Annotated in this window: 16 protein-coding genes; 5 read left to right on the top strand and 11 right to left on the bottom strand. The window is 41.4% G+C overall.

The window, feature by feature from the left end; genetic code table 11:
- Nucleotide 1 precedes the first annotated feature (1 nt).
- Together E4S40_RS10035 and E4S40_RS10030 are read left to right on the top strand one after the other, a co-directional pair.
- Nucleotides 2–1,075: a sugar phosphate isomerase/epimerase family protein gene (locus E4S40_RS10035; RefSeq protein ID WP_237563168.1), complete on the top strand. Its 1,074-nt coding sequence runs from the start codon at nt 2–4 to the stop codon at nt 1,073–1,075.
- A 7-nt stretch (nt 1,076–1,082) separates the two neighbouring features.
- The gene (locus tag E4S40_RS10030) at nt 1,083–1,871 is read left to right on the top strand and encodes an SDR family NAD(P)-dependent oxidoreductase (RefSeq protein WP_135073614.1); all 789 of its coding nucleotides are present in this window, start codon (nt 1,083–1,085) and stop codon (nt 1,869–1,871) included.
- Nucleotide 1,872: 1 nt separating this feature from the next.
- On the opposite strand, the gene E4S40_RS10025 is transcribed toward E4S40_RS10030, so the two are convergent.
- From E4S40_RS10025 to purL, 5 genes are all read right to left on the bottom strand, one after another.
- Nucleotides 1,873–3,204, bottom strand: a complete 1,332-nt coding sequence (locus tag E4S40_RS10025) for a GntP family permease (RefSeq protein WP_135073612.1) — start codon at nt 3,202–3,204, stop codon at nt 1,873–1,875.
- A 190-nt stretch (nt 3,205–3,394) separates the two neighbouring features.
- A complete protein-coding gene (locus E4S40_RS10020; RefSeq protein WP_237563167.1) occupies nt 3,395–3,721 on the bottom strand; it encodes a bleomycin resistance protein in 327 nt (108 codons plus the stop codon).
- A gap of 35 nt (nt 3,722–3,756) precedes the next feature.
- The gene (locus tag E4S40_RS10015; protein WP_202615357.1) at nt 3,757–4,554 is read right to left on the bottom strand and encodes a hypothetical protein; all 798 of its coding nucleotides are present in this window, start codon (nt 4,552–4,554) and stop codon (nt 3,757–3,759) included.
- A 1-nt stretch (nt 4,555) separates the two neighbouring features.
- Nucleotides 4,556–6,274: an amidohydrolase gene (locus E4S40_RS10010; protein WP_135073608.1), complete on the bottom strand. Its 1,719-nt coding sequence runs from the start codon at nt 6,272–6,274 to the stop codon at nt 4,556–4,558.
- A gap of 136 nt (nt 6,275–6,410) precedes the next feature.
- Nucleotides 6,411–10,091: a phosphoribosylformylglycinamidine synthase gene (purL, locus tag E4S40_RS10005; RefSeq protein WP_135073606.1), complete on the bottom strand. Its 3,681-nt coding sequence runs from the start codon at nt 10,089–10,091 to the stop codon at nt 6,411–6,413.
- 206 nt (nt 10,092–10,297) lie between these two features.
- Between purL and E4S40_RS10000 the strand changes: the two genes are divergently transcribed.
- A complete protein-coding gene (locus E4S40_RS10000) occupies nt 10,298–11,815 on the top strand; it encodes a S10 family peptidase (RefSeq protein ID WP_135073604.1) in 1,518 nt (505 codons plus the stop codon).
- 15 nt (nt 11,816–11,830) lie between these two features.
- Nucleotides 11,831–12,928 (top strand): serine hydrolase domain-containing protein, encoded by a 1,098-nt coding sequence (locus tag E4S40_RS09995; protein ID WP_135073602.1) that lies wholly within the window; start codon nt 11,831–11,833, stop codon nt 12,926–12,928.
- Between the two features lie 44 nt (nt 12,929–12,972).
- Here E4S40_RS09995 and E4S40_RS09990 read toward each other — a convergent pair whose 3' ends face one another.
- From E4S40_RS09990 to E4S40_RS09980, 3 genes are all read right to left on the bottom strand, one after another.
- On the bottom strand, nt 12,973–13,356 hold the full coding sequence (locus tag E4S40_RS09990) for a response regulator (RefSeq protein WP_135073600.1): 384 nt from the start codon (nt 13,354–13,356) through the stop codon (nt 12,973–12,975).
- Between the two features lie 158 nt (nt 13,357–13,514).
- Nucleotides 13,515–15,143, bottom strand: a complete 1,629-nt coding sequence (gene groL, locus E4S40_RS09985; protein WP_135073598.1) for a chaperonin GroEL — start codon at nt 15,141–15,143, stop codon at nt 13,515–13,517.
- 33 nt (nt 15,144–15,176) lie between these two features.
- The gene (locus E4S40_RS09980) at nt 15,177–15,455 is read right to left on the bottom strand and encodes a co-chaperone GroES (RefSeq protein ID WP_135073596.1); all 279 of its coding nucleotides are present in this window, start codon (nt 15,453–15,455) and stop codon (nt 15,177–15,179) included.
- Nucleotides 15,456–15,673: 218 nt separating this feature from the next.
- Here E4S40_RS09980 and E4S40_RS09975 point away from each other — a divergent pair, with 218 nt between their 5' ends.
- Nucleotides 15,674–16,384 carry a hypothetical protein gene (locus tag E4S40_RS09975; RefSeq protein ID WP_135073594.1) on the top strand — a complete coding sequence of 237 codons (711 nt, stop codon included), beginning with the start codon at nt 15,674–15,676 and terminating at the stop codon, nt 16,382–16,384.
- Nucleotides 16,385–16,389: 5 nt separating this feature from the next.
- Here the strand turns inward: E4S40_RS09975 and E4S40_RS09970 are convergent, their stop codons facing one another.
- From E4S40_RS09970 to E4S40_RS09960, 3 genes are all read right to left on the bottom strand, one after another.
- A complete protein-coding gene (locus E4S40_RS09970; RefSeq protein WP_135073592.1) occupies nt 16,390–17,322 on the bottom strand; it encodes a sterol desaturase family protein in 933 nt (310 codons plus the stop codon).
- A gap of 135 nt (nt 17,323–17,457) precedes the next feature.
- The gene (secG, locus tag E4S40_RS09965; protein ID WP_135073590.1) at nt 17,458–17,817 is read right to left on the bottom strand and encodes a preprotein translocase subunit SecG; all 360 of its coding nucleotides are present in this window, start codon (nt 17,815–17,817) and stop codon (nt 17,458–17,460) included.
- Between the two features lie 4 nt (nt 17,818–17,821).
- Nucleotides 17,822–18,571: a hypothetical protein gene (locus E4S40_RS09960; RefSeq protein WP_135073588.1), complete on the bottom strand. Its 750-nt coding sequence runs from the start codon at nt 18,569–18,571 to the stop codon at nt 17,822–17,824.
- Nucleotides 18,572–18,593: the final 22 nt, after the last annotated feature.

The following is an 18,593-nucleotide window of genomic DNA, read 5'->3' as shown; positions in this document are numbered from 1 at the left end:
CGTGAAGCATCGCATCAGTAGAAGAGATTTTATTCAACAAAGTAGTATGGCTGCTATGGCATTTTCGGTTCCCTTTCCCAAAATCCCAGAATTTTTGAAAAACTATTCCATGGGTGTGGTCGTGCATTCTTATGGGATGCGCTATGGGGGAAGATTAAAAAGTGAGCAGTTTCCGCCCTTTTTAAATGCATTGAATTTGATGAAGCATTGCCAAAAAATCGGAGCGGGAGGAGTTCAAACCATGGTTAGTGGTTGGGATGAGGATTTTGTTAAAATGTTGCGCTCAGAATCCGATCAGGGAGGAATGTATTTAGAGGGAAGCATTGGACTTCCTAAGGATGAGGGAGATTTAGAGCGATTTGAAAGAGAGATCAAAATTGCCAAAGAGGCCGGAGTATCAGTTTTTCGAACGGTATGCTTGAACGGAAGGAGATATGAAAATTTTGATTCGAAGAATCAATTTGATGAATTTAAATCCAACGCAATTCATTCTTTAGAAATGGCTGAAAAAATAGTCCGAAAGCATCAGGTCAAATTGGCGGTTGAAAATCATAAAGATTGGAAAGCAGCCGAATTAGTGGAGATTTTGGAAAAATTGGGTTCGGAATGGGTTGGTGCCACTGTTGATTTTGGGAATAATGTGTCCTTAATTGAAGACCCCAATGAAGTCATTGAAACCTTAGCTCCTTATGCATTTTCTACCCATGTCAAAGATATGGGGGTAAAGGAATACGAGGAGGGATTTCTGCTTTCGGAGGTTCCTCTTGGAGAAGGGATCGTAAACTTGAAAAAGGGTATGGATCTCTGTAAAAAATTTAATCCTGATATTCATTTTTCATTGGAAATGATTACCCGCGATCCGCTTCAAATTCCTTGTTTAAAGGATCATTATTGGGCCACTTTTGAAAACCCTTCTGCAGTGGAGTTTGCAAAGCATTTGGCCATGATACGAAAACATGAATTTGAAGGGAAGCTACCTGAAACCAGTCCTTTGACTACAGATGAAAAATTGACTTTGGAGGAAGATTACGTTCAAAAATGCCTTACTTATTCAAAAAACAACCTATTGACATAAATTCAAAATGACAGACTTTAGTAAACTTCCAGGAATCGAACTCTTTTCTCAAAAAGGCAAAGCTGCCATCATCACGGGCGGTTCAAAAGGATTGGGATTTGCCATGGCAGCAGGGCTGGCATCTGCAGGTTCGGATGTGATGCTGGTGAGCCGAAACCAAGCCGAATGTGATGCCGCAGCTGAAGAAATAGCCTCGCAATATGGAGTAAAAGCTTTGGGATATGCCGCAGACGTAACTCAAGCTTTTGAGATGGAAGCTATGGCTCTCGCAGCTCTTCGCGCTTTTGGGAAGGTCGATACCTTGATAAATTCTGCAGGCATCAATATTCGGGGTGCGATTGATGAACTTTCGGAGGAAGATTTCAAAAAAGTCATGGATATCAATGTCACTGGAACTTGGTTGGCTTCCAAAGCAGTCATTCCAAATATGAAGGAAAATAAGCGAGGTGCCATCATTAATTTAGCTAGTACGCTTGGATTGGTAGGCTTAGCAAATCGAACTCCCTATACGGCTAGCAAAGGAGCTATAGTCAATATGACTAAGGCCTTGGCATTGGAATTAGCTCCCTGGAATATAACCGTAAATGCTATTTGTCCAGGTCCGTTTTTGACTGAAATGAATGAACCTATTGCTAATACCGAAGAAGGGAAAAAATTCATCGTTGGGGCAACTGCTTTAGCAAGATGGGGTGAGCTCAAGGAGATTCAAGGAGCTGCTATTTTCCTAGCCTCAGATGCCGGAACTTACATGGTTGGTTCCATGGTGACTGTAGATGGAGGTTGGACTGCAAGGTGATTTAACCCACAAAAAGGCTAATCAGGTAAATAATAAAGATGGCTGATATTCCCATGATTAGGGTGCCTAAGCTATGTGATTGATTTCCTTGCTTGACGGTCATTCCGGATAGCTGTGTAACCACCCAAAAACCGCTGTCATTGGCATGAGATATCGCAATAGCACCCGCGCCAACTGATAGTGCAGTAAGTACTTTCATCGTTTCAGTATCCAGTCCCAAAGGTCCCATTAAAGGTGCAATGATTGAAGCAGTGGTAATCATGGCTACCGTTGTTGAACCTTGAGCGGTTTTGAGGGCAAAAGCGATCAAGAATGGAAGGAAAATTCCCCAATTAGCGTCTTTCATTCCTTCGCTGACCAATGTTCCGATCCCTGAATTTTGAAGCATTTTCCCGAAAACACCACCTGCACCCGTAATGAAGATAACCGGTGCGGCAATCAACAAGGCTTTCCCTATCCACCCACTAGCCGAGAGCATTTTTTTGTCCAATTTTTTGGGAAGGGTAAAAGAAAGAAGTGCCCCGATAAGTAAGGCAATGACTGGTGAACCTAGGAACTTGATCAAATTCAGCATGCTTCCTTCTCCAAAAGGCTTTGTTGGATAATTGGCGATGGAGGCCAAAATGATCAGTAATAATGGGATGATGATTGGCAAAAATGACTTAAATGCTGATGGGAATTCCTTTCTTGAATTAGCCTCTTCATCCGTTTCGATAGTAGCTTCCAAAGGAATTTTTGAAACAAATTTATTGACAAAGATATAGCCCGGGATCAGGGTTAAAAGGGATACAATGATTCCCCAAAAAATCATTTGCCCTAAATCAGCATGTAAAATTCCTGCTGTAGCGATTGGTCCTGGAGTAGGAGGTACGAGAGAGTGACTACACATAGCCCCAAGGGATAAGGCAATCATAGTTCCAGCATAGGAGCGATTACTTTTTACTGCCAAGGATTTGGCGATAGGATTCATCATGATGATAGTAGAATCTCCAAACACCGGGATGGATAACACATAGCCACCTAGCATCATGGTGAGATTGACAGATTTTTTACCAATCCAGCTTAGGATTTTTTCTGCGATTACAAGGGCTCCACCGGTTTTTTCTAAAAATGTCCCCAAAATCACCCCGAGCAAGATCAGCAATCCAACAGAACCTAAAACCCCTCCAAATCCTTCAGAAATGGACTGAATGATTAAATCCATGGGCATGCCAGCCAATAACCCATAAATGAGTGCAGCGGCAAAAAGAACTAAAAATGGGTGAATGTCGAACTTGACGATGGCTATTAATATGAAAGCCAAAACAAAAAGGATGGAAATAATTAGGATCATGTTGGGTCTATTTGAAAAAGAAAATTTGGGGTTTCTCTCTTCTTTATCCTTTAAAAAAAGCTAAAAAGCGGAATAAAAAAAGATTTTTTATGTCTTTAGACATTTGGCAAGCACGAATGCAGGGAGGCATTCAAAAAAATCCCCTTCAGCCAAAAGGTGAAAGGAATGAAAGAGTCTTGAAATCGGAATTCTAAATGCTCTGCCCGAATGTCAATAGGTTATTATCAGGATCAAGGATGGAAAATTCCTTTTGTCCCCAAGGTTTGATTTCCAGTTTTCCATTGGGATGGATTTTTGTCCCATTTTTCAATAAGGTTGCATAAAATCCATCAATGTCATCTGTTCGGATATAGACCTGTCCGTAATTCTCTCTAGGATCAAGATCTTTAAATTCAAAGAAATGAATCTGGATTTTATCCTTCTCCATCATCAGGTATCCATCATAGTCTGCTCTCCCGTATTCCTCAAAGCCTAAGTGATTTAGATAAAAATTACGCGTAACCTTTTTGTTACGCATGGGTAATTTGGGGTGAATGTGTGTTAGCACAGGGTTTATTTGGGAAAAAGTAGAACAAAAATCGCACGGATTCCCCAGCTTGCTGAATTTCCGTTTCCGTAATGGATTCTTGGACCAATTGCGAATTGAGAGGCTTGTTTTCCGATTGTGAAGACCTTTGATCCTACCAAATTAAGGGTGCCTGAAGTTGCATCTGCTTCCCAGTTTTGAGTCAGTTCGGTATTCAGAGTGATTGCTTTACCTCCAGGAAAGTTTTTAGCAATAAATGGCTGGATGAAGGTGGAATTGACATCTGCCCGGTTTTCATTTCCTGCCACCGAAAAAATGTGGTTTACCAATCCTCCGATTGTAAAGCTGCCTACCTGTTTCAAAGCAACAGCAGTGGGTCCCAAACCGAACTTCTCTGTACCTAGGGCATTATTGCTTGCAGTTGGGATAAGAAGGGCAGGCCCTACTCCCCAAATTAGTCCCCCACTTGTGGGCTCTTTTGGAGAAAAGAATCCACTTACGAGTACATCACTAAGTCCAGATTGCTTTCCACTTTCTCCGAAAACATTATTTTGAGAGATGACAGGTACGATAACCCGGGCAATTAGATTCCAGTCTTCCCCAATACTCATGGGAATAACTGGCTGGAAATTCAAGGTGTATCTGGATCCGTCATTCGGCCCTATTCCAAAATCGAAGTTGTTCTGAAAAGGAACGCTGATTAGGCTGGCAACTGGATTTTGAAGTTGCTTGGCTAGGTCATCAGCCGAACTACTAGTTAACTCTTGAGCAATTAATAGGGATGGAAGTAAAAGCGGTAAAACAAGTAGAATGAATTTTTTCATTTTAATTGGATTTTGAGAAAACAGTTTGTCCTTCTTTAATGGTCTCAAGAACCTGAATATCCTTGATCGCATCAGGCTCTACTTTAAGTGGATTTTTATCCAAAATAACTAAATCAGCTAGTTTTCCAGCTTTCAAACTTCCCTTTTTACCTTCTTCGAAATGCTGATAGGCAGACCAAATAGTGATTGCCTGAAGTGCTTCATAGGGAGTTAATCGTTCTTCTTCCCCAATGATTGCTCCTGATCGGGAGTTTCGATTAACTGCAGTCCAAACCACCCTCATTAAATTGGGTAAGGCTACCGGAGCATCAGTATGGATAGTGATTTTTACACCTTTATTCAAGGCTGTTCTCACCGGACTGATTTTGTTTCCCAATTCATCCCCGATAAGTTGCTTATGCCAATCTCCCCAATAAAAAGTATGAAGTGGGAAAAGGGAAGCAATTACATCTAATGCTTTGAGTGAATCCAACTGATCCTCCCGGATATATTGACCGTGAATCAGGGTGTTTCTACGGTCATCCAATCCATATTTTTCCACATTAGGCCGTAAGGTTCGGATCAATTGGTCGATAGCAGCATCTCCGTTTGCATGAGCCAGAATCTGCCAATGGTTTTTAAAGCCTTTTTCTAAAATAGCCTCAACGGTGGAATCATTTGGAATGGCCGGATAGCCAGCATAATCTTTCCCTTGCCCATCTGGAGGGATCAAATAAGGCTGAGTTCTCCAAGCAGTACGTCCCTGGGGAGAACCATCCAAGGTGATTTTCATTCCACCAATTCGATAGTGATTCGTGTAATCACGGCTATTCCATTTGGAATCCATGTATTGATCCACAAAAGCATAGTCGATGTAACTGACGACATCAAGTTTCAATTCTCCTTTTTCAGCGTTTGCGGCTAGCAGCTCATGGTTTTGCATAGCTCGACCTTCTTGCGCTGTCGTGTAGCCATAGGAAAGAGCCATATCTTGCCCGGCTTGGAAAAATCGGTCAGCACTTTCTTGAGTTTTGGGCATTAATGCATTGAGCATGTAAGGGATGGCTGCCAATTCTTCGAGGACACCATTCGGGGTTTTTCCATCTGCTTCTCTTCTAATTATCCCTCCCTCAGGATCTGGTGTGTTTTCGTCAAAACCTAAGACTTCGATACCCTTGGAATTAACTACGGCAAAATGTCCAGAAATATGAGTGATCATGATTGGTATTTCGGTGCTGACTTGGTCCAAATCATGTCGGGTTGGAAAGCGTTTTTCCTCCAAAACGGAGTCATCAAAGCCAGTTCCAAAAATCCAACCTGTCAAAGCCAGATTTTCCGGGGTATTCCAATCCTTTAAAATTTGAATAAGCGTCGGGATATCCTTGCAGGATGCATCGGGTGGAGCCAATAATTGGGCACCAATTGCCTGCAAACCAAAATTCCCAAAATGGGCATGGCCATCAATAAAACCGGGAATAAGCGTTTTTCCATCCAGATTAACCATTTTATGTCCTTTTCCGGCCCTTTCCATGGCTTCTCCTGAATCACCTACAAATTCGATTTGTCCATCTCGGACAACCAGTGCTTCCGCATATTCCGGTTGTTCGCCTTCCATAGTTAGAATGTCCCCGCCGAAATAAACTGTAGCTGTGTTTTTTGTTTCAGAAGGTTGCTGACAAGACCAAATAAATAAAGGAATACCTAGAATAAGGAATTGAATCCTGTGAATAAAAATCCTCATAATGAATAAAAGTTAAAAGGTTACGATAAATGGCTATGTAAAGCCTTTAAGGTTAAAAAGTTAAGCTTTTTTTGATTTTTTATTTGCTACAGTAAAAAGAAAAACTCCCTCGAAATAATTTTCGAGGGAGTTAATATTAATGATGGGATTCAACCCAGTTTTTCGCATTTACAAAAGCTTCGAGCCAAGGAGTAAAGTCATCTTCCCGGTTCATCGGATAGAATGGCCAGTTCCAAGGCTTCAAACTCCGTTCAATATGGGGCATGATAGCCAAATGTCTACCATCCTTTGAAGCAATACCTGCCACGGAATAATCCGAACCATTTGGATTTCCAGGATAGGCTTCGTAGCTGTATTTCATACCTATATGGTAGTTTGATTCTGCTTCAGGTAGATTGAATTTCCCTTCTCCATGTGCGATCCATACTCCCAAACGCTGTCCACTTAGGCTTCCCAGCATTACAGTGTCATTTTCAGGAATAGTCACGTTCACGAAAGCAGATTCAAATTTGTGACTTTCGTTATGAAGCATTTTTGCTCGACTAGTTCCGGTATTTCCAACTAGCCCTAGCTCCACCATCAGCTGACAGCCATTACATACTCCAAGGCTCAAGGTATCAGGTCTTGCGTAGAAGTTGTCCAAAGCCTGTTTTGCCTTTTCATTGTAAAGGAAAGCTCCAGCCCATCCTTTGGCAGAACCTAATACGTCGGAATTGGAGAATCCACCCACAAAGACAATCATTTGCACATCGCTGAGATCCTCTCTTCCCGCAATCAGATCTGTCATGTGAACGTCCTTCACTTCAAATCCAGCAAGCCAAAGTGAATAGGCCATTTCACGGTCTCCGTTCACACCTTTTTCGCGTATAATGGCTGCTTTTGCTTTTCCTTTTTCCTGTCGGAAAGGATCAATACCTGAATTGGAATAGCTTCCAGACCAGCCTTCTGCAAATTGATAGTGTAAGGGTTGGTTTTTATAATTTTCAAAACGGTCTTTCGCTAATTTTTCTCCGCTTTGTTTTCTATCAAGTAAATAGGAAGATTTGTACCAACTGTCTCGAAGTTCTTCGATTCCTAAATTCAATCCGATTTCAGGAATGGAAAGTGTCGGTTCGAAAGTCACATCAGCTAAGGATATGTAGTCGATTCCATAATTGTCCAAAATGGTTCTGACTTTTTCTACTTCCTTGATTTGGATCAAGACACCTGGCTTTTCTGCGAAAAGAGCCTTGATAATATCTTTTTCTTTCAGTCGGTCTGTCTTTACCTGAATGCCAATTCCTTGGCTTGGGAAGCACATTTCAAGTAGGGCAGTAATCAATCCGCCAGCAGAAATATCATGTCCTGCCAAAACCAAATCCTGCTCGATCAATTTTTGAACGGCCATGAAGGCATGACTGAAGTAATCAGCATCCTTCACGTCAGGAGCTTCAATACCAATTTTATTCAAAACTTGGTAGAAACTTGAGCCTCCAAGCTTAGAATCGTCTTTAGAAAAATCCAGGTAATAAATCTTGCTTCTTTCCTCAGGCTTGAGTGCGGTATGAACTGTCTTTTGAATATCAGAACATTCGCCAACAGTAGAGATGATGACGGTTCCTGGGGCATAAACAACCTTTCCATCAGGATATTTCTGGGTCATGGAAAGTGAGTCTTTTCCAGTTGGGATGTTGATGCCCAATGCTATCGCAAAATCAGAACAAGCTTGAACAGCTCGGTAAAGCCTATCATTTTCCCCTTGATTTTTAGCAGGCCACATCCAGTTGGCAGAAAGCGAAACTCCCTGTAAACCACCTTCAATTGGAGCGAAAACCAAATTGGTTAAAGCCTCTGCGATAGCCAATCGGCTACCAACCTCCGGATCTGACAAAGCTGCTACCGGAGCATGTCCGATAGAAGTGGCGATCCCTTTATTTCCCGTAAAGTCTAAAGCCATCACAGCCACGTCATTGAGTGGAAGTTGGATTTCACCAACTGTCTGCTGCGTAGCTACCCGACCCGTCACCGAGCGGTCTACTTTATTGGTCAACCAATCCTTACAAGCTACTGCTTCCAACTGCAATACTTCGCGGATATATTCGGCGATTTGGTCTGCAGAATAGGTCGGTTCGGAGAATTGGAAATTTGCTTTTTTATCTTCGAGAATGGTCTTTGGAGAAGAACCAAACATATAGGCTAAATCCCAATCCACAGGTTTTTCTCCGGTTTTTTGATTCTCAAATTTGAAATGCATGTCACCGGTAGTTTCACCCACTACATAGAAGGGAGCTCTTTCCCGGGCAGCTAATTGAGAAAGGGTAGGAATATCTTTTGGTGCAACGACTAATCCCATTCGTTCTTGGGACTCATTTCCAATGATTTCCTTGGCAGATAACGTAGGGTCTCCAACTGGAAGCTTGTCAATATGAATGGTTCCTCCAGTAGATTCCACTAATTCAGAAAGACAGTTTAAGTGCCCTCCAGCTCCATGGTCATGGATAGAAATGATGGGGTTTTCATCACTTTCAGCCATCGCTCGAATGACATTTGAAACCCGCTTTTGCATTTCAGGATTGGAGCGTTGTACGGCGTTCAGTTCTAGGGAACTGGAAACTTCACCGGTATTTAGGGAAGAAACAGCAGAACCGCCCATGCCGATGCGGTAATTGTCTCCACCCATGACAACAATTTGATCACCTGCTCCAGGTTCTTCTTTTTTAGCGTAGCGTGCATTAGTAAATCCAATACCTCCTGCCAGCATGATAACTTTATCGAAGCCAAAGTGCTTTTCTCCTTCATCATGCTCAAAAGTCAAAAGCGATCCCGAAATCAAAGGCTGACCAAATTTGTTACCGAAATCGGATGCTCCGTTGGATGCTTTGATCAAAATATCCATTGGGGTTTGGTAAAGCCAAGGTCTTTCAGGTAAATCCTTTTCCCAGCTTCTTCCTTTTTCGGAGCGCGGATAAGAAGTCATGTATACTGCCGTTCCAGCCAAAGGAATAGAAGCAGTACCACCTGCGAGACGGTCCCGAATTTCTCCACCCGAACCAGTAGCAGCACCATTGAAAGGTTCTACTGTTGTAGGGAAATTGTGAGTTTCTGCTTTCAATGAAATGACCGTTTCAATTTCCTTTGTTTCAAAGAAATCGGCCTGATGCTGGGTTTTGGGAGCAAATTGCTGGGCTTTAGGTCCCTGAATGAATGCTACGTTGTCTTTGTAAGCCGAAACGATCCGATTAGGATGCTGCTTGGAAGTTTCTTTGATCAGTTGAAAAAGTGTCTTTGGTTTTTCTTCCCCATCAATGATAAATGTACCGTTGAAGATTTTATGTCGGCAATGCTCGGAGTTGACTTGAGAAAATCCAAAAACCTCTGAATCAGTCAACGGACGTCCCAACTGCTTGGAAACCTTTTCTAGATAGTTGATTTCTTCCTCACTTAAGGCTAGGCCTTCTTGTTCATTGTAAGCAGCGATATCAATAATGTTTTCGATAGGAGCTGGTTCCAAATGAATATCGAAAATCTCTTGGTCTAGTCCATGGTAAGCATGCTGAAGCATGGGGTCAATGGAACTCTCGTCTTCAAGAGGGAAAAATTCCTCGATTCGTTGAATCCCAGGAATGCCCATGTTCGCGGTAATTTCCACGGCATTGGTGGACCAAGGGGTAATCATTTCTTTGCGTGGACCGGCATAATTCCCGGCAATAGAAGCTTGCTCAATTTGTTGAGCTTCACCAAAAAGCCACTTGAGTTTTTCGATGTCTTCGGGTGCAAAAGGTTGAGGTGTCTGAACGGCGTAGACTACTTTTTGGGGTGATTCGAAGAAGAAAATCATGTCCTTAAGCTGGTAAGTTGCAAAGGTAAGGAATTGGGAGAAGCTTTGGAATAGAAAATTGAAACTGTGCTTTTTATCTCAGTAGTTAAAAATTCCTGCTTATCCGATTTAGTGTAGCCAAGTGATTTTACCTATCTTTCCTTGATGACGTCCTTTTTAGGATGCGTGTATTATAAACTGTGATATTCATAAAAATAGATCTCCCTATGAAAAAACTTACACTTACCATGAGTCTAGTCTGGATGCTTTTGATTCCAGTAATGGCTCAAGAATCGACAACCTCAGCTGAAACTCATTCCGATCCAAAAGCGGAAGTTTTTGAATCTGATATTTCAGTGACTATTGATGGAAAATCCATCGATCTCAGGGCTCATGCCGGCACAATGGAACTGAAAGATGAAAACAATAAGCCGATTGCGCTTTTTGGTTTTACTGCTTATTTCAAGAAAAATCCAGAGAAGAACAGACCCATCGTTTTCGCATATAATGGTGGTCCAGGTTCCTCATCATACTGGTTGCATTTGGGAATAATGGGTCCAAGAAGGGTGGTGGTTGATGATCCCAATTACAATCAAGCAGCTCCATATCAATTGGTGAATAATGAGTTTTCCATTTTAGACGTGGCTGATGTGGTAATGATGGATCCTGTTGGGACTGGATTATCCGTTCCAATTGGCGAGGCAAAAGGAAAGGATTTCTGGGGAGTTGATCAGGATATTCGAAGTGTGAGTTTGTTCATTATGCAGTTTTTGAAGGAGCATAATAGACTCAACTCTCCAAAATATATTCTGGGCGAGAGCTACGGAACTTTCAGAAATGCTGGAGTGATGAATTATCTGCTTGGGAGAGGCTATGCGCTCAATGGGGTGATTATGGTTTCTGCCGTTTTTGATCTCCGAACCTTGTTTTTTGCACCTAATGAGGATATTTCCTATGTCGTTTACTTGCCAACTATGGCGGCTACTTCTTGGTACCATAATCGGGTAGCCAACAAAGGTGGAAGTTTGCCTGATTTTGTTCAACAGGTCAGAGAATTTACAGAGCAGGAATATGCGCCTGCTTTATTCAAGGGAAATCGAATCAGTGCTTCAGAAAAATCTCAAATCGCTCAAAAATTGGAAGCCTATACAGGGATTTCATCCACTGTTTGGGAGCGAGCAAATCTAAAAATAACTGCATCTGAATACTTCCAAGAATTGCTTCGCGATGAAGAAAATACTGTGGGTCGATTAGATTCTCGGTATAAAGGCATCAATATCGATCCAATGTCTATGGATGCCTTTACAGATCCTCAAAGTGATGCGATTTCACCTGCCTACACCATGGCATTTTTAGATTATTTCCATGGACAATTAGGAGTGAGTAAAGATTGGTTGTATTCAACTTCTGCTTATTCCAAAGAAGGTTTCCGATGGGATTGGAAGCATCAAGGAAATAACTTCTGGGGTGCGGATGCGGCTGTGACTACTTTGCCGGATATGGCAGAGGCTCTTAGTAAAGATCCAAATGTGAAAGTTTTGATTATGAATGGCTACTATGACTTAGCGACTGTTTTCTATGGAGTAGAGCACTCGATTTCTCATTTGGATTTGCCCAAAGAAGCTACAGATCGAATAATTATGACCTATTATGAGGCGGGACACATGATGTATACTCATTTGCCTTCAGCCAAACTTTTTCGGGATGATTTGAAAAATTTTATTCAAGACACGCAGCGTAAATAACCTCTTTAGCATTTTATGAAAAAACTCCAGTTCCTTACTTCCCTTAGTCTCTTTCTGGTTGGATTCCTTGTTTTTTCCAATCTACAGGCACAAAACCAGTCAACTTCTACCTTATACTTTCCACCGGTAGGGCAAGAGATTTGGGAGAAAATGCCTGTGAATCAAACTGGTTGGGACCAAGGGAAGTTGGGGGAGTTTTTGGCCTGGATGGAGAATACTAATACCCGGGCTTTGATCATTCTCAAAGATGGCAAAATTGTCGTTGAAGAGTATAGGGGGAATCGACTGACTGGGCTGGGACCAATGAATGAGGGCTCACTTTGGTATTGGGCTTCAGCGGGAAAAACGCTTACGGCAACCTTGATGGGAATTGCGGAGGAAGAAAAATTACTGAAGCGAAAAGATCGAACCGAAAAGTATTTAGGGAAAGGTTGGACTTCCATGAACCCAAAAGAAGAGAAAGCTATTCGGCTCATTCATCATTTGACCATGACAACAGGTTTGAATGATCGAGGAATTGATTTGGATGACACCGATCCGTCTAGCTTAACTTTTTTAGCGAAACCGGGTACTCGTTGGAGTTATCATAATGCTCCTTACATACTTTTGAAAAATGTTTTGGAAGCAGCGAGTGGTCAACCTTTTGAATCCTATTTCAAAGAAAAAATAGGCGATCCCATTGGTATGGGAGGATTTTGGCAGCGAACGGGAAAAAATCACATCTTTTATTCCAATGCCCGGAGTATGGCTAGATTTGGTTTGCTTCTTTTGGCTCAAGGACAATGGGAAGGAAAGCAGATTGTAAACAACGATTTTATTCAAGAGATGACTTCCAGTTCTCAGGGCTTAAATCCGAGTTATGGTTTTCTCACTTGGTTAAATGGAAAGAGCTCTTTCAAACTTCCTGCCGTTCAACGGGAGTTTGAGGGTTCTTTGGTTCCTTCTGCTCCCAGCGATATGTATCAAGCCATGGGCAGAAATGGACAGTTTTTGATGGTAGTTCCTTCAGAAAATCTGGTGATTGTCAGAATGGGAGCACATTCGGATACTTCTTTGATTCCTTACAGATTGATCCGGGATATGTGGGATCGATTTGCTCCTGTAATTCAATAGGCCTTGAGAGTTTCTTCTAAAAAGTGATTTCGAAGAATGCTTGTTTAATATTTACTCAGTTGATAATTTATTTTATCGAGTGAAAGGGGTTTTTCTAAAAATCCCGAAACGATTTCATATTCCATGGCTTTTTTACGGTCTTGAAAATCGATCGAGCTTGAAAGTATAACAATCTTATCCTTTCTATCCGGAAATTTTTCTTGATAAGAATCTAGAAATTCCCAGCCGTTCATAACAGGCATGTTGATGTCTAAAAAGATCAATAGGGATTTTTCAGTCTCAATTTCTTCCAAATGCTGTAATGCCATATCCGCACCCAAAAATTCAACAATCGTATCAGAAATTTCAGTTTTTCCTAAAAGACGCTTATTGATGAGGTTATTGATCGGATCGTCATCCACAAGAAAAATGGCATCAAATTGAATCATGCAATGTGTAAAGATCAGGCTGTATAACTGCCAAAATACGATTATTCCAATTGGGAGAAAAAGTTTGGGAGTATTTTTTAGAATAGCATTGAAAAAAGATTTCTTCTACAAAACAAAAAAGGAGGCCGAGGCCTCCTTTTTTAATGATTTGGGTTGGATTACATCATTCCACCCATTCCTCCGCCGCCCATAGGAGGCATTGCAGGAGCATCTTCTTTTACGTCTGCTACTACACACTCGGTAGTCAATAGCAACCCGGCGATAGAGGCAGCATTTTCCAAAGCCAATCTTGTTACTTTGGTAGGATCGATTACACCAGCTTCGAATAAATCTTCGTACTGATCGATTCTTGCATTGTAACCGAAGTTTCCAGCGTTTTCTCTGATTTTGTTGATTACTACAGAAGGCTCGCCACCTGCATTAAGAACGATTGTTCTCAATGGAGCTTCTATTGCCATTCTTACGATATTGATACCAGTGTCCTGATCTTCGTTGGATCCAGTAAGGTTGTCCAAGCCTTCAGAAGCTCTGATCAAGGCTACACCACCACCAACTACTACGCCTTCTTGCACAGCAGCTCTAGTAGCATGAAGGGCATCGTCCACTCGGTCCTTTTTCTCCTTCATCTCTACTTCAGTAGCAGCACCGATGTAAAGGATTGCTACCCCGCCGGAAAGCTTAGCCAATCTTTCTTGAAGCTTCTCACGGTCGTAGTCAGAAGTAGTTTTTTCGATTTGAGCTTTGATCTCAGCGATTCTTGCCTGAATCATTTCAGCTTGTCCAGCACCGTTGACGATGGTTGTGTTGTCCTTGTCAATGTTAACTTTTTCAGCACGGCCAAGCATGTCAGGAGTAGCATTTTCAAGCTTGAAGCCTCTTTCTTCAGAGATAACAGTACCGCCAGTCAAGATTGCGATATCTTCCAACATGGCCTTTCTTCTGTCACCGAATCCAGGAGCTTTTACAGCAGCTACTTTCAAGGCACCTCTGATTTTGTTTACAACCAAAGTCGCCAAAGCTTCTCCGTCTACGTCTTCAGCGATGATCACCAAAGGCTTGCCAGACTGAGCAACTGGCTCCAATACTGGAAGCAACTCCTTCATGGAAGATATCTTCTTGTCATAGATCAAGATGTAAGGAGACTCAAGCTCAGCTTCCATCTTTTCAGTGTTGGTAACGAAGTAAGGAGAAAGGTAACCTCTGTCAAACTGCATACCTTCAACAGTTTTTACTTCAGTTTCGGTACCTTTTGCTTCCTCTACAGTGATTACACCGTCCTTACCAACTTTTTCCATAGCGTCAGAAATCATTTTACCGATTTCTTCGTCGTTGTTGGCAGAAACAGTAGCAACTTGAGCGATTTCTTTGCTGGTAGAAATCTCCTTAGAGTTTTCTTTCAACTTAGCAATAACAGCAGTTACCGCTTTGTCGATACCTCTCTTAAGATCCATTGGGTTAGCGCCAGCAGCTACGTTTTTGATACCTGCATTAAAGATGGCTTGAGCAAGTACAGTAGCAGTAGTAGTACCGTCACCTGCGTTGTCTGCAGTTTTGGAAGCAACTTCTTTCAAAAGTTGAGCACCCATATTTTCGATAGGCTCTTCCAATTCGATTTCTTTTGCTACAGACACACCGTCCTTTGTGATGGTAGGTGCGCCGAATTTTTTGTCAAGGATAACATTTCGACCTTTTGGTCCAAGGGTTACTTTTACTGCATCAGCAAGAGCATCCACACCTTTTTTCAGGCGGTCTCTAGCATTGGTGTCAAAGAATAATTCTTTAGCCATTTCTTTTTTCAGTTTTAGGTTTCGTTAATTCAATTAAAGGATTGCGAAAATGTCAGACTCACGCATGATTAGATAGTCTGTGCCATCCACATTCAGCTCGGTACCGGAGTACTTTCCGTACAAAACAGTGTCTCCAACTTTCACAGTCAATGGTTCATCTTTTTTACCAGTTCCGATAGCCACTACCGTACCTCTTTGAGGCTTTTCTTTTGCGGTATCCGGAATGTAAAGACCGGAAGCGGTTTTTTCTTCGGCTGCAGCAGGTTGTACCAACACCCTGTCTGCAAGTGGTTTGATGTTCACGTTTGACATAATATGAGATTGTTTAAAGGTTAGATTAAAATTCCTACTGCCCCTTGAGCGATTCCTATGCCAAGCCATTTTTTCTAAAAAACCCTGACAAATCGGCTACAATTATGTCAGTGTTTGTGATTTTTATTTTCTGACGCATTTTAAAATCTGTCAAAATTTCGCGGAGCTGTGGAAAAAAATGTCAGAATTCACTACTTTTTATCAAAGCTTTTAGACCTATGAGTAAACTTTCAAAAAACTGGATCACCGAAGGTTTGATCGATTTTGAGTACAAAAAGTACCAATTGCTTGCCTATCTTCAGGAAACTGACAGGCGATTTAAGGCTGTCCAACTTTATCCGCATTTGGGTGAATTGATCGAACATCACCGGAATTTATCTGAACTGCAGTCGGGAAAGAAAAATCTGTCTGATTTCTTTCCCAAGGCTTTGGATAGTATTGATTTCAAGGAGAAAAAACTCAATTATGAACCGCGCTCTGAAGACCATGAAGTGTTGAAGGAAATAAGCCAAATCACAGATTTCGCCTTGCCAAAAATCGAGGGTCAAATTCAGGAAGGAAAGACAATTTACAATTTCGTGGAGGATCAGGTTGAGTTTGAACCGGTAGGAATTCTACCCATTTATAATCGTGAAGGATTCGTGTTGATGACTCGAGAAAAGAAATCAGAAATTCATGCTTTCCAATATAAATCAAGCCTATTGCAGATTGCCGGAGAGCGTTTTCGAAGTATCTCGGTTTGGTTGATAGGAGTTTTTCAAAAAACGCTTGTCAAAACCTTAGAGGCTTTGAAGCTGGAATTAATTAGAGAAATCAAGGAATTGCCGAATCCGGCAACCTACAGATTGCATAGTCGGCAGGAATTTCCCATTGAAGAGACCTTGCTTCCAATCAGTAAGAGATTGCTCCTACAACAGGTGAAGGGATAAAAGAACTAGCTGGCTTCGGCTAGTTCTTTCTTTGTATTGTCGATTTCTTTTTCCTTTCGGCTTTGTCTTTCCTGACGTTTTTTGATGATTTCTGCTCCCGGCTTATCAAAAAGAATCAACCAGATTTCCTTTATATTTTGAGCTTTTCGGATATCTCTGAAAATGTCTCGCCACTCGTGAAATACTAGGTAAATGGGATTGTAAGAAGTAACTGGTTTGGTGATTCCATAAACCGGTCGCTCTTTTTCTTCCATAAAAGTTCCAAACATTCGGTCCCAAATAATAAAGGTCGATCCATAATTTTTATCCAAATAATGCTCATCACTAGCATGGTGGACGCGATGATGGGAAGGAGTCGTGAAAATATACTCGATGACCGGATGAAGTTTAGTAATGTATTCGGTATGAATCCAAAACTGGTAAAGTACAGCAATCTGATGACAGATGAAGAACACAAAAGGATCAAATCCCATCATCATCACAGGAATAAAAAACACGATTTTGATATGCTGGGTCCAACCCAGACGGAAGGATACCGATAGGTTGTACTTCGAACTGTTGTGATGTGTGATATGGGTTGCCCACCAGAATCGCTGTTCGTGAGCTACACGATGTGCCCAATAGCGGGCAAAATCAATGGCAATGAAACAGGCAATGAATGACCACCAGGTAGCGGGGATTTTAAATGGAGCCAGATTGTAAAAAAACAAGGCTGTCCCAAAAGTTGCCAGCTTAATCATAGCACTGATGCCTACATTGACTAAGCCAATGGAAGCAGCAGCTAAGAAATCTTTGGTGTCATAGGCATCTCTTTTTTGGTACCAACTGATACCCCATTCGACAAATACCAATAAAAACATGATGGGAGCGGCCCATAAAATTAGGTTAGGCCAGTTTTCGAACTGTAGATCCTCCAAGCGGAGAGGTTGATTATTCATAAATAGGATTTGAAAGTAACAGCAGGTTTTAGAAACGGGTGAGTTTGATCCGCTGAAAAAACGCTTTCAAGCAAAGTACAAAAAAAGTCCGCCTTTAGAAAGACGGACTTCATTAAAATTGATTAAAACTCTTAATTATTGATTCTCTGTGGAATCAGGGGTAGATTCTTCGGTAGGTAAAATGCTTTGAGATTCCTGATCTCCAAATGCAGGAGCTACCACTTGCTGCTTTGCACTCTCAATGTTAGGAGACTGAAATTGATTTGCCTCTGGAGTGCTGTAGAATGCAGAAGATGCCAAAGACAATACCAAAATAGAAATAGCCAAAACCCAAGTGGCTTTTTCCAAGACATTTCCTGTTCGTGTTACTCCCATGATTTGAGAAGCACTACCTCCAAAAGCTGCACCTACGCCACCTTTAGAATTTTGTCCTAAAATGACCAAGATTAAAAGAATGGCCAAAATCAGAATTACGGAAATCAAGAAAGTAAACATATAATTAGTCGGTATTTTTCAGGTTTTCAATTAAGTCCGCAAAGTAAGCTGATTTCTCTGGAAACATCAAACTCAATTTCTTATAAATTTGAAGCGCTTTTTCTTTTTTACCTTGCTTGATCAATAATTTGGCAAAGGATTCTGTAATGAGTTCATCCTTTATTTTAGTGCTGCTTTCAGCCAGATTTTCATTGTTTTGATTCGCTTCGATTTCACGAATTGTAGCCAATTTGATGTCTTTTTTACTGAATGCCTTGATCAAATCAATCTGCTCCTGCTTTTTGGAGTCCAAGATTTTCTTCTTTTCCTTCTTCTTGATTGATTCGATTAGATCGTCTGAACTTGCACGCTTTTTCCGGGTTTTGGATTTCGGTTTTTCTTCCTTTTGTGGGGAGTTATCAGTTTTCTTTTTAAGCTTCTCATCCAATTGTACTAAGCTCGCGGTACGGTCCGCTAGATCAAGCTTTTCTTTTGGTTTTTCAGGCAGAATGTCCACAGTCGGCTTGGTTTCCTGAATCGCTTCCTGCTTTTCAATCAAGCCTCTCAGCCAAACTCTATCTGGACTAGTAATAGCTGCCCAACTCAAGGAATCCGACTTTTTTTCGGGTGACTTTTGAATTTCATACCGGGAGATCAGCACATGTGGAATTTGGAAATAAGGGAAATTCTCCTGGATTTTGCGAAGTAGCAAAACATCCGATTTTTCAAGTTTATCGGCCCTATTGAGGATGTCTTTGAATTGATTGGCGTTCACTTCAAGTTTTTTTTCAATATAG

It is taken from the genome of Algoriphagus kandeliae (genome assembly GCF_004571135.1).
Lineage (GTDB): Bacteria > Bacteroidota > Bacteroidia > Cytophagales > Cyclobacteriaceae > Algoriphagus > Algoriphagus kandeliae.
The sequence above is the reverse complement of the archived record's forward strand: the minus strand, read 5'-3'. Positions and strand labels throughout refer to the sequence as shown.

Bases quoted from the DNA above. Each gene is read 5' to 3' on its own strand.
- E4S40_RS10030 (WP_135073614.1), top strand. From the start codon at position 1,083: ATGACAGACTTTAGTAAACTTCCAGGAATCGAACTCTTTTCTCAAAAA.
- E4S40_RS10025 (WP_135073612.1), bottom strand. From the start codon at position 3,204: ATGATCCTAATTATTTCCATCCTTTTTGTTTTGGCTTTCATATTAATA.
- E4S40_RS10020 (WP_237563167.1), bottom strand. From the start codon at position 3,721: ATGCGTAACAAAAAGGTTACGCGTAATTTTTATCTAAATCACTTAGGC.
- E4S40_RS10015 (WP_202615357.1), bottom strand. From the start codon at position 4,554: ATGAAAAAATTCATTCTACTTGTTTTACCGCTTTTACTTCCATCCCTA.
- E4S40_RS10010 (WP_135073608.1), bottom strand. From the start codon at position 6,274: ATGAGGATTTTTATTCACAGGATTCAATTCCTTATTCTAGGTATTCCT.
- purL (WP_135073606.1), bottom strand. From the start codon at position 10,091: ATGATTTTCTTCTTCGAATCACCCCAAAAAGTAGTCTACGCCGTTCAG.
- E4S40_RS10000 (WP_135073604.1), top strand. From the start codon at position 10,298: ATGAAAAAACTTACACTTACCATGAGTCTAGTCTGGATGCTTTTGATT.
- E4S40_RS09995 (WP_135073602.1), top strand. From the start codon at position 11,831: ATGAAAAAACTCCAGTTCCTTACTTCCCTTAGTCTCTTTCTGGTTGGA.
- E4S40_RS09990 (WP_135073600.1), bottom strand. From the start codon at position 13,356: ATGATTCAATTTGATGCCATTTTTCTTGTGGATGACGATCCGATCAAT.
- groL (WP_135073598.1), bottom strand. From the start codon at position 15,143: ATGGCTAAAGAATTATTCTTTGACACCAATGCTAGAGACCGCCTGAAA.
- E4S40_RS09980 (WP_135073596.1), bottom strand. From the start codon at position 15,455: ATGTCAAACGTGAACATCAAACCACTTGCAGACAGGGTGTTGGTACAA.
- E4S40_RS09975 (WP_135073594.1), top strand. From the start codon at position 15,674: ATGAGTAAACTTTCAAAAAACTGGATCACCGAAGGTTTGATCGATTTT.
- E4S40_RS09970 (WP_135073592.1), bottom strand. From the start codon at position 17,322: ATGAATAATCAACCTCTCCGCTTGGAGGATCTACAGTTCGAAAACTGG.
- secG (WP_135073590.1), bottom strand. From the start codon at position 17,817: ATGTTTACTTTCTTGATTTCCGTAATTCTGATTTTGGCCATTCTTTTA.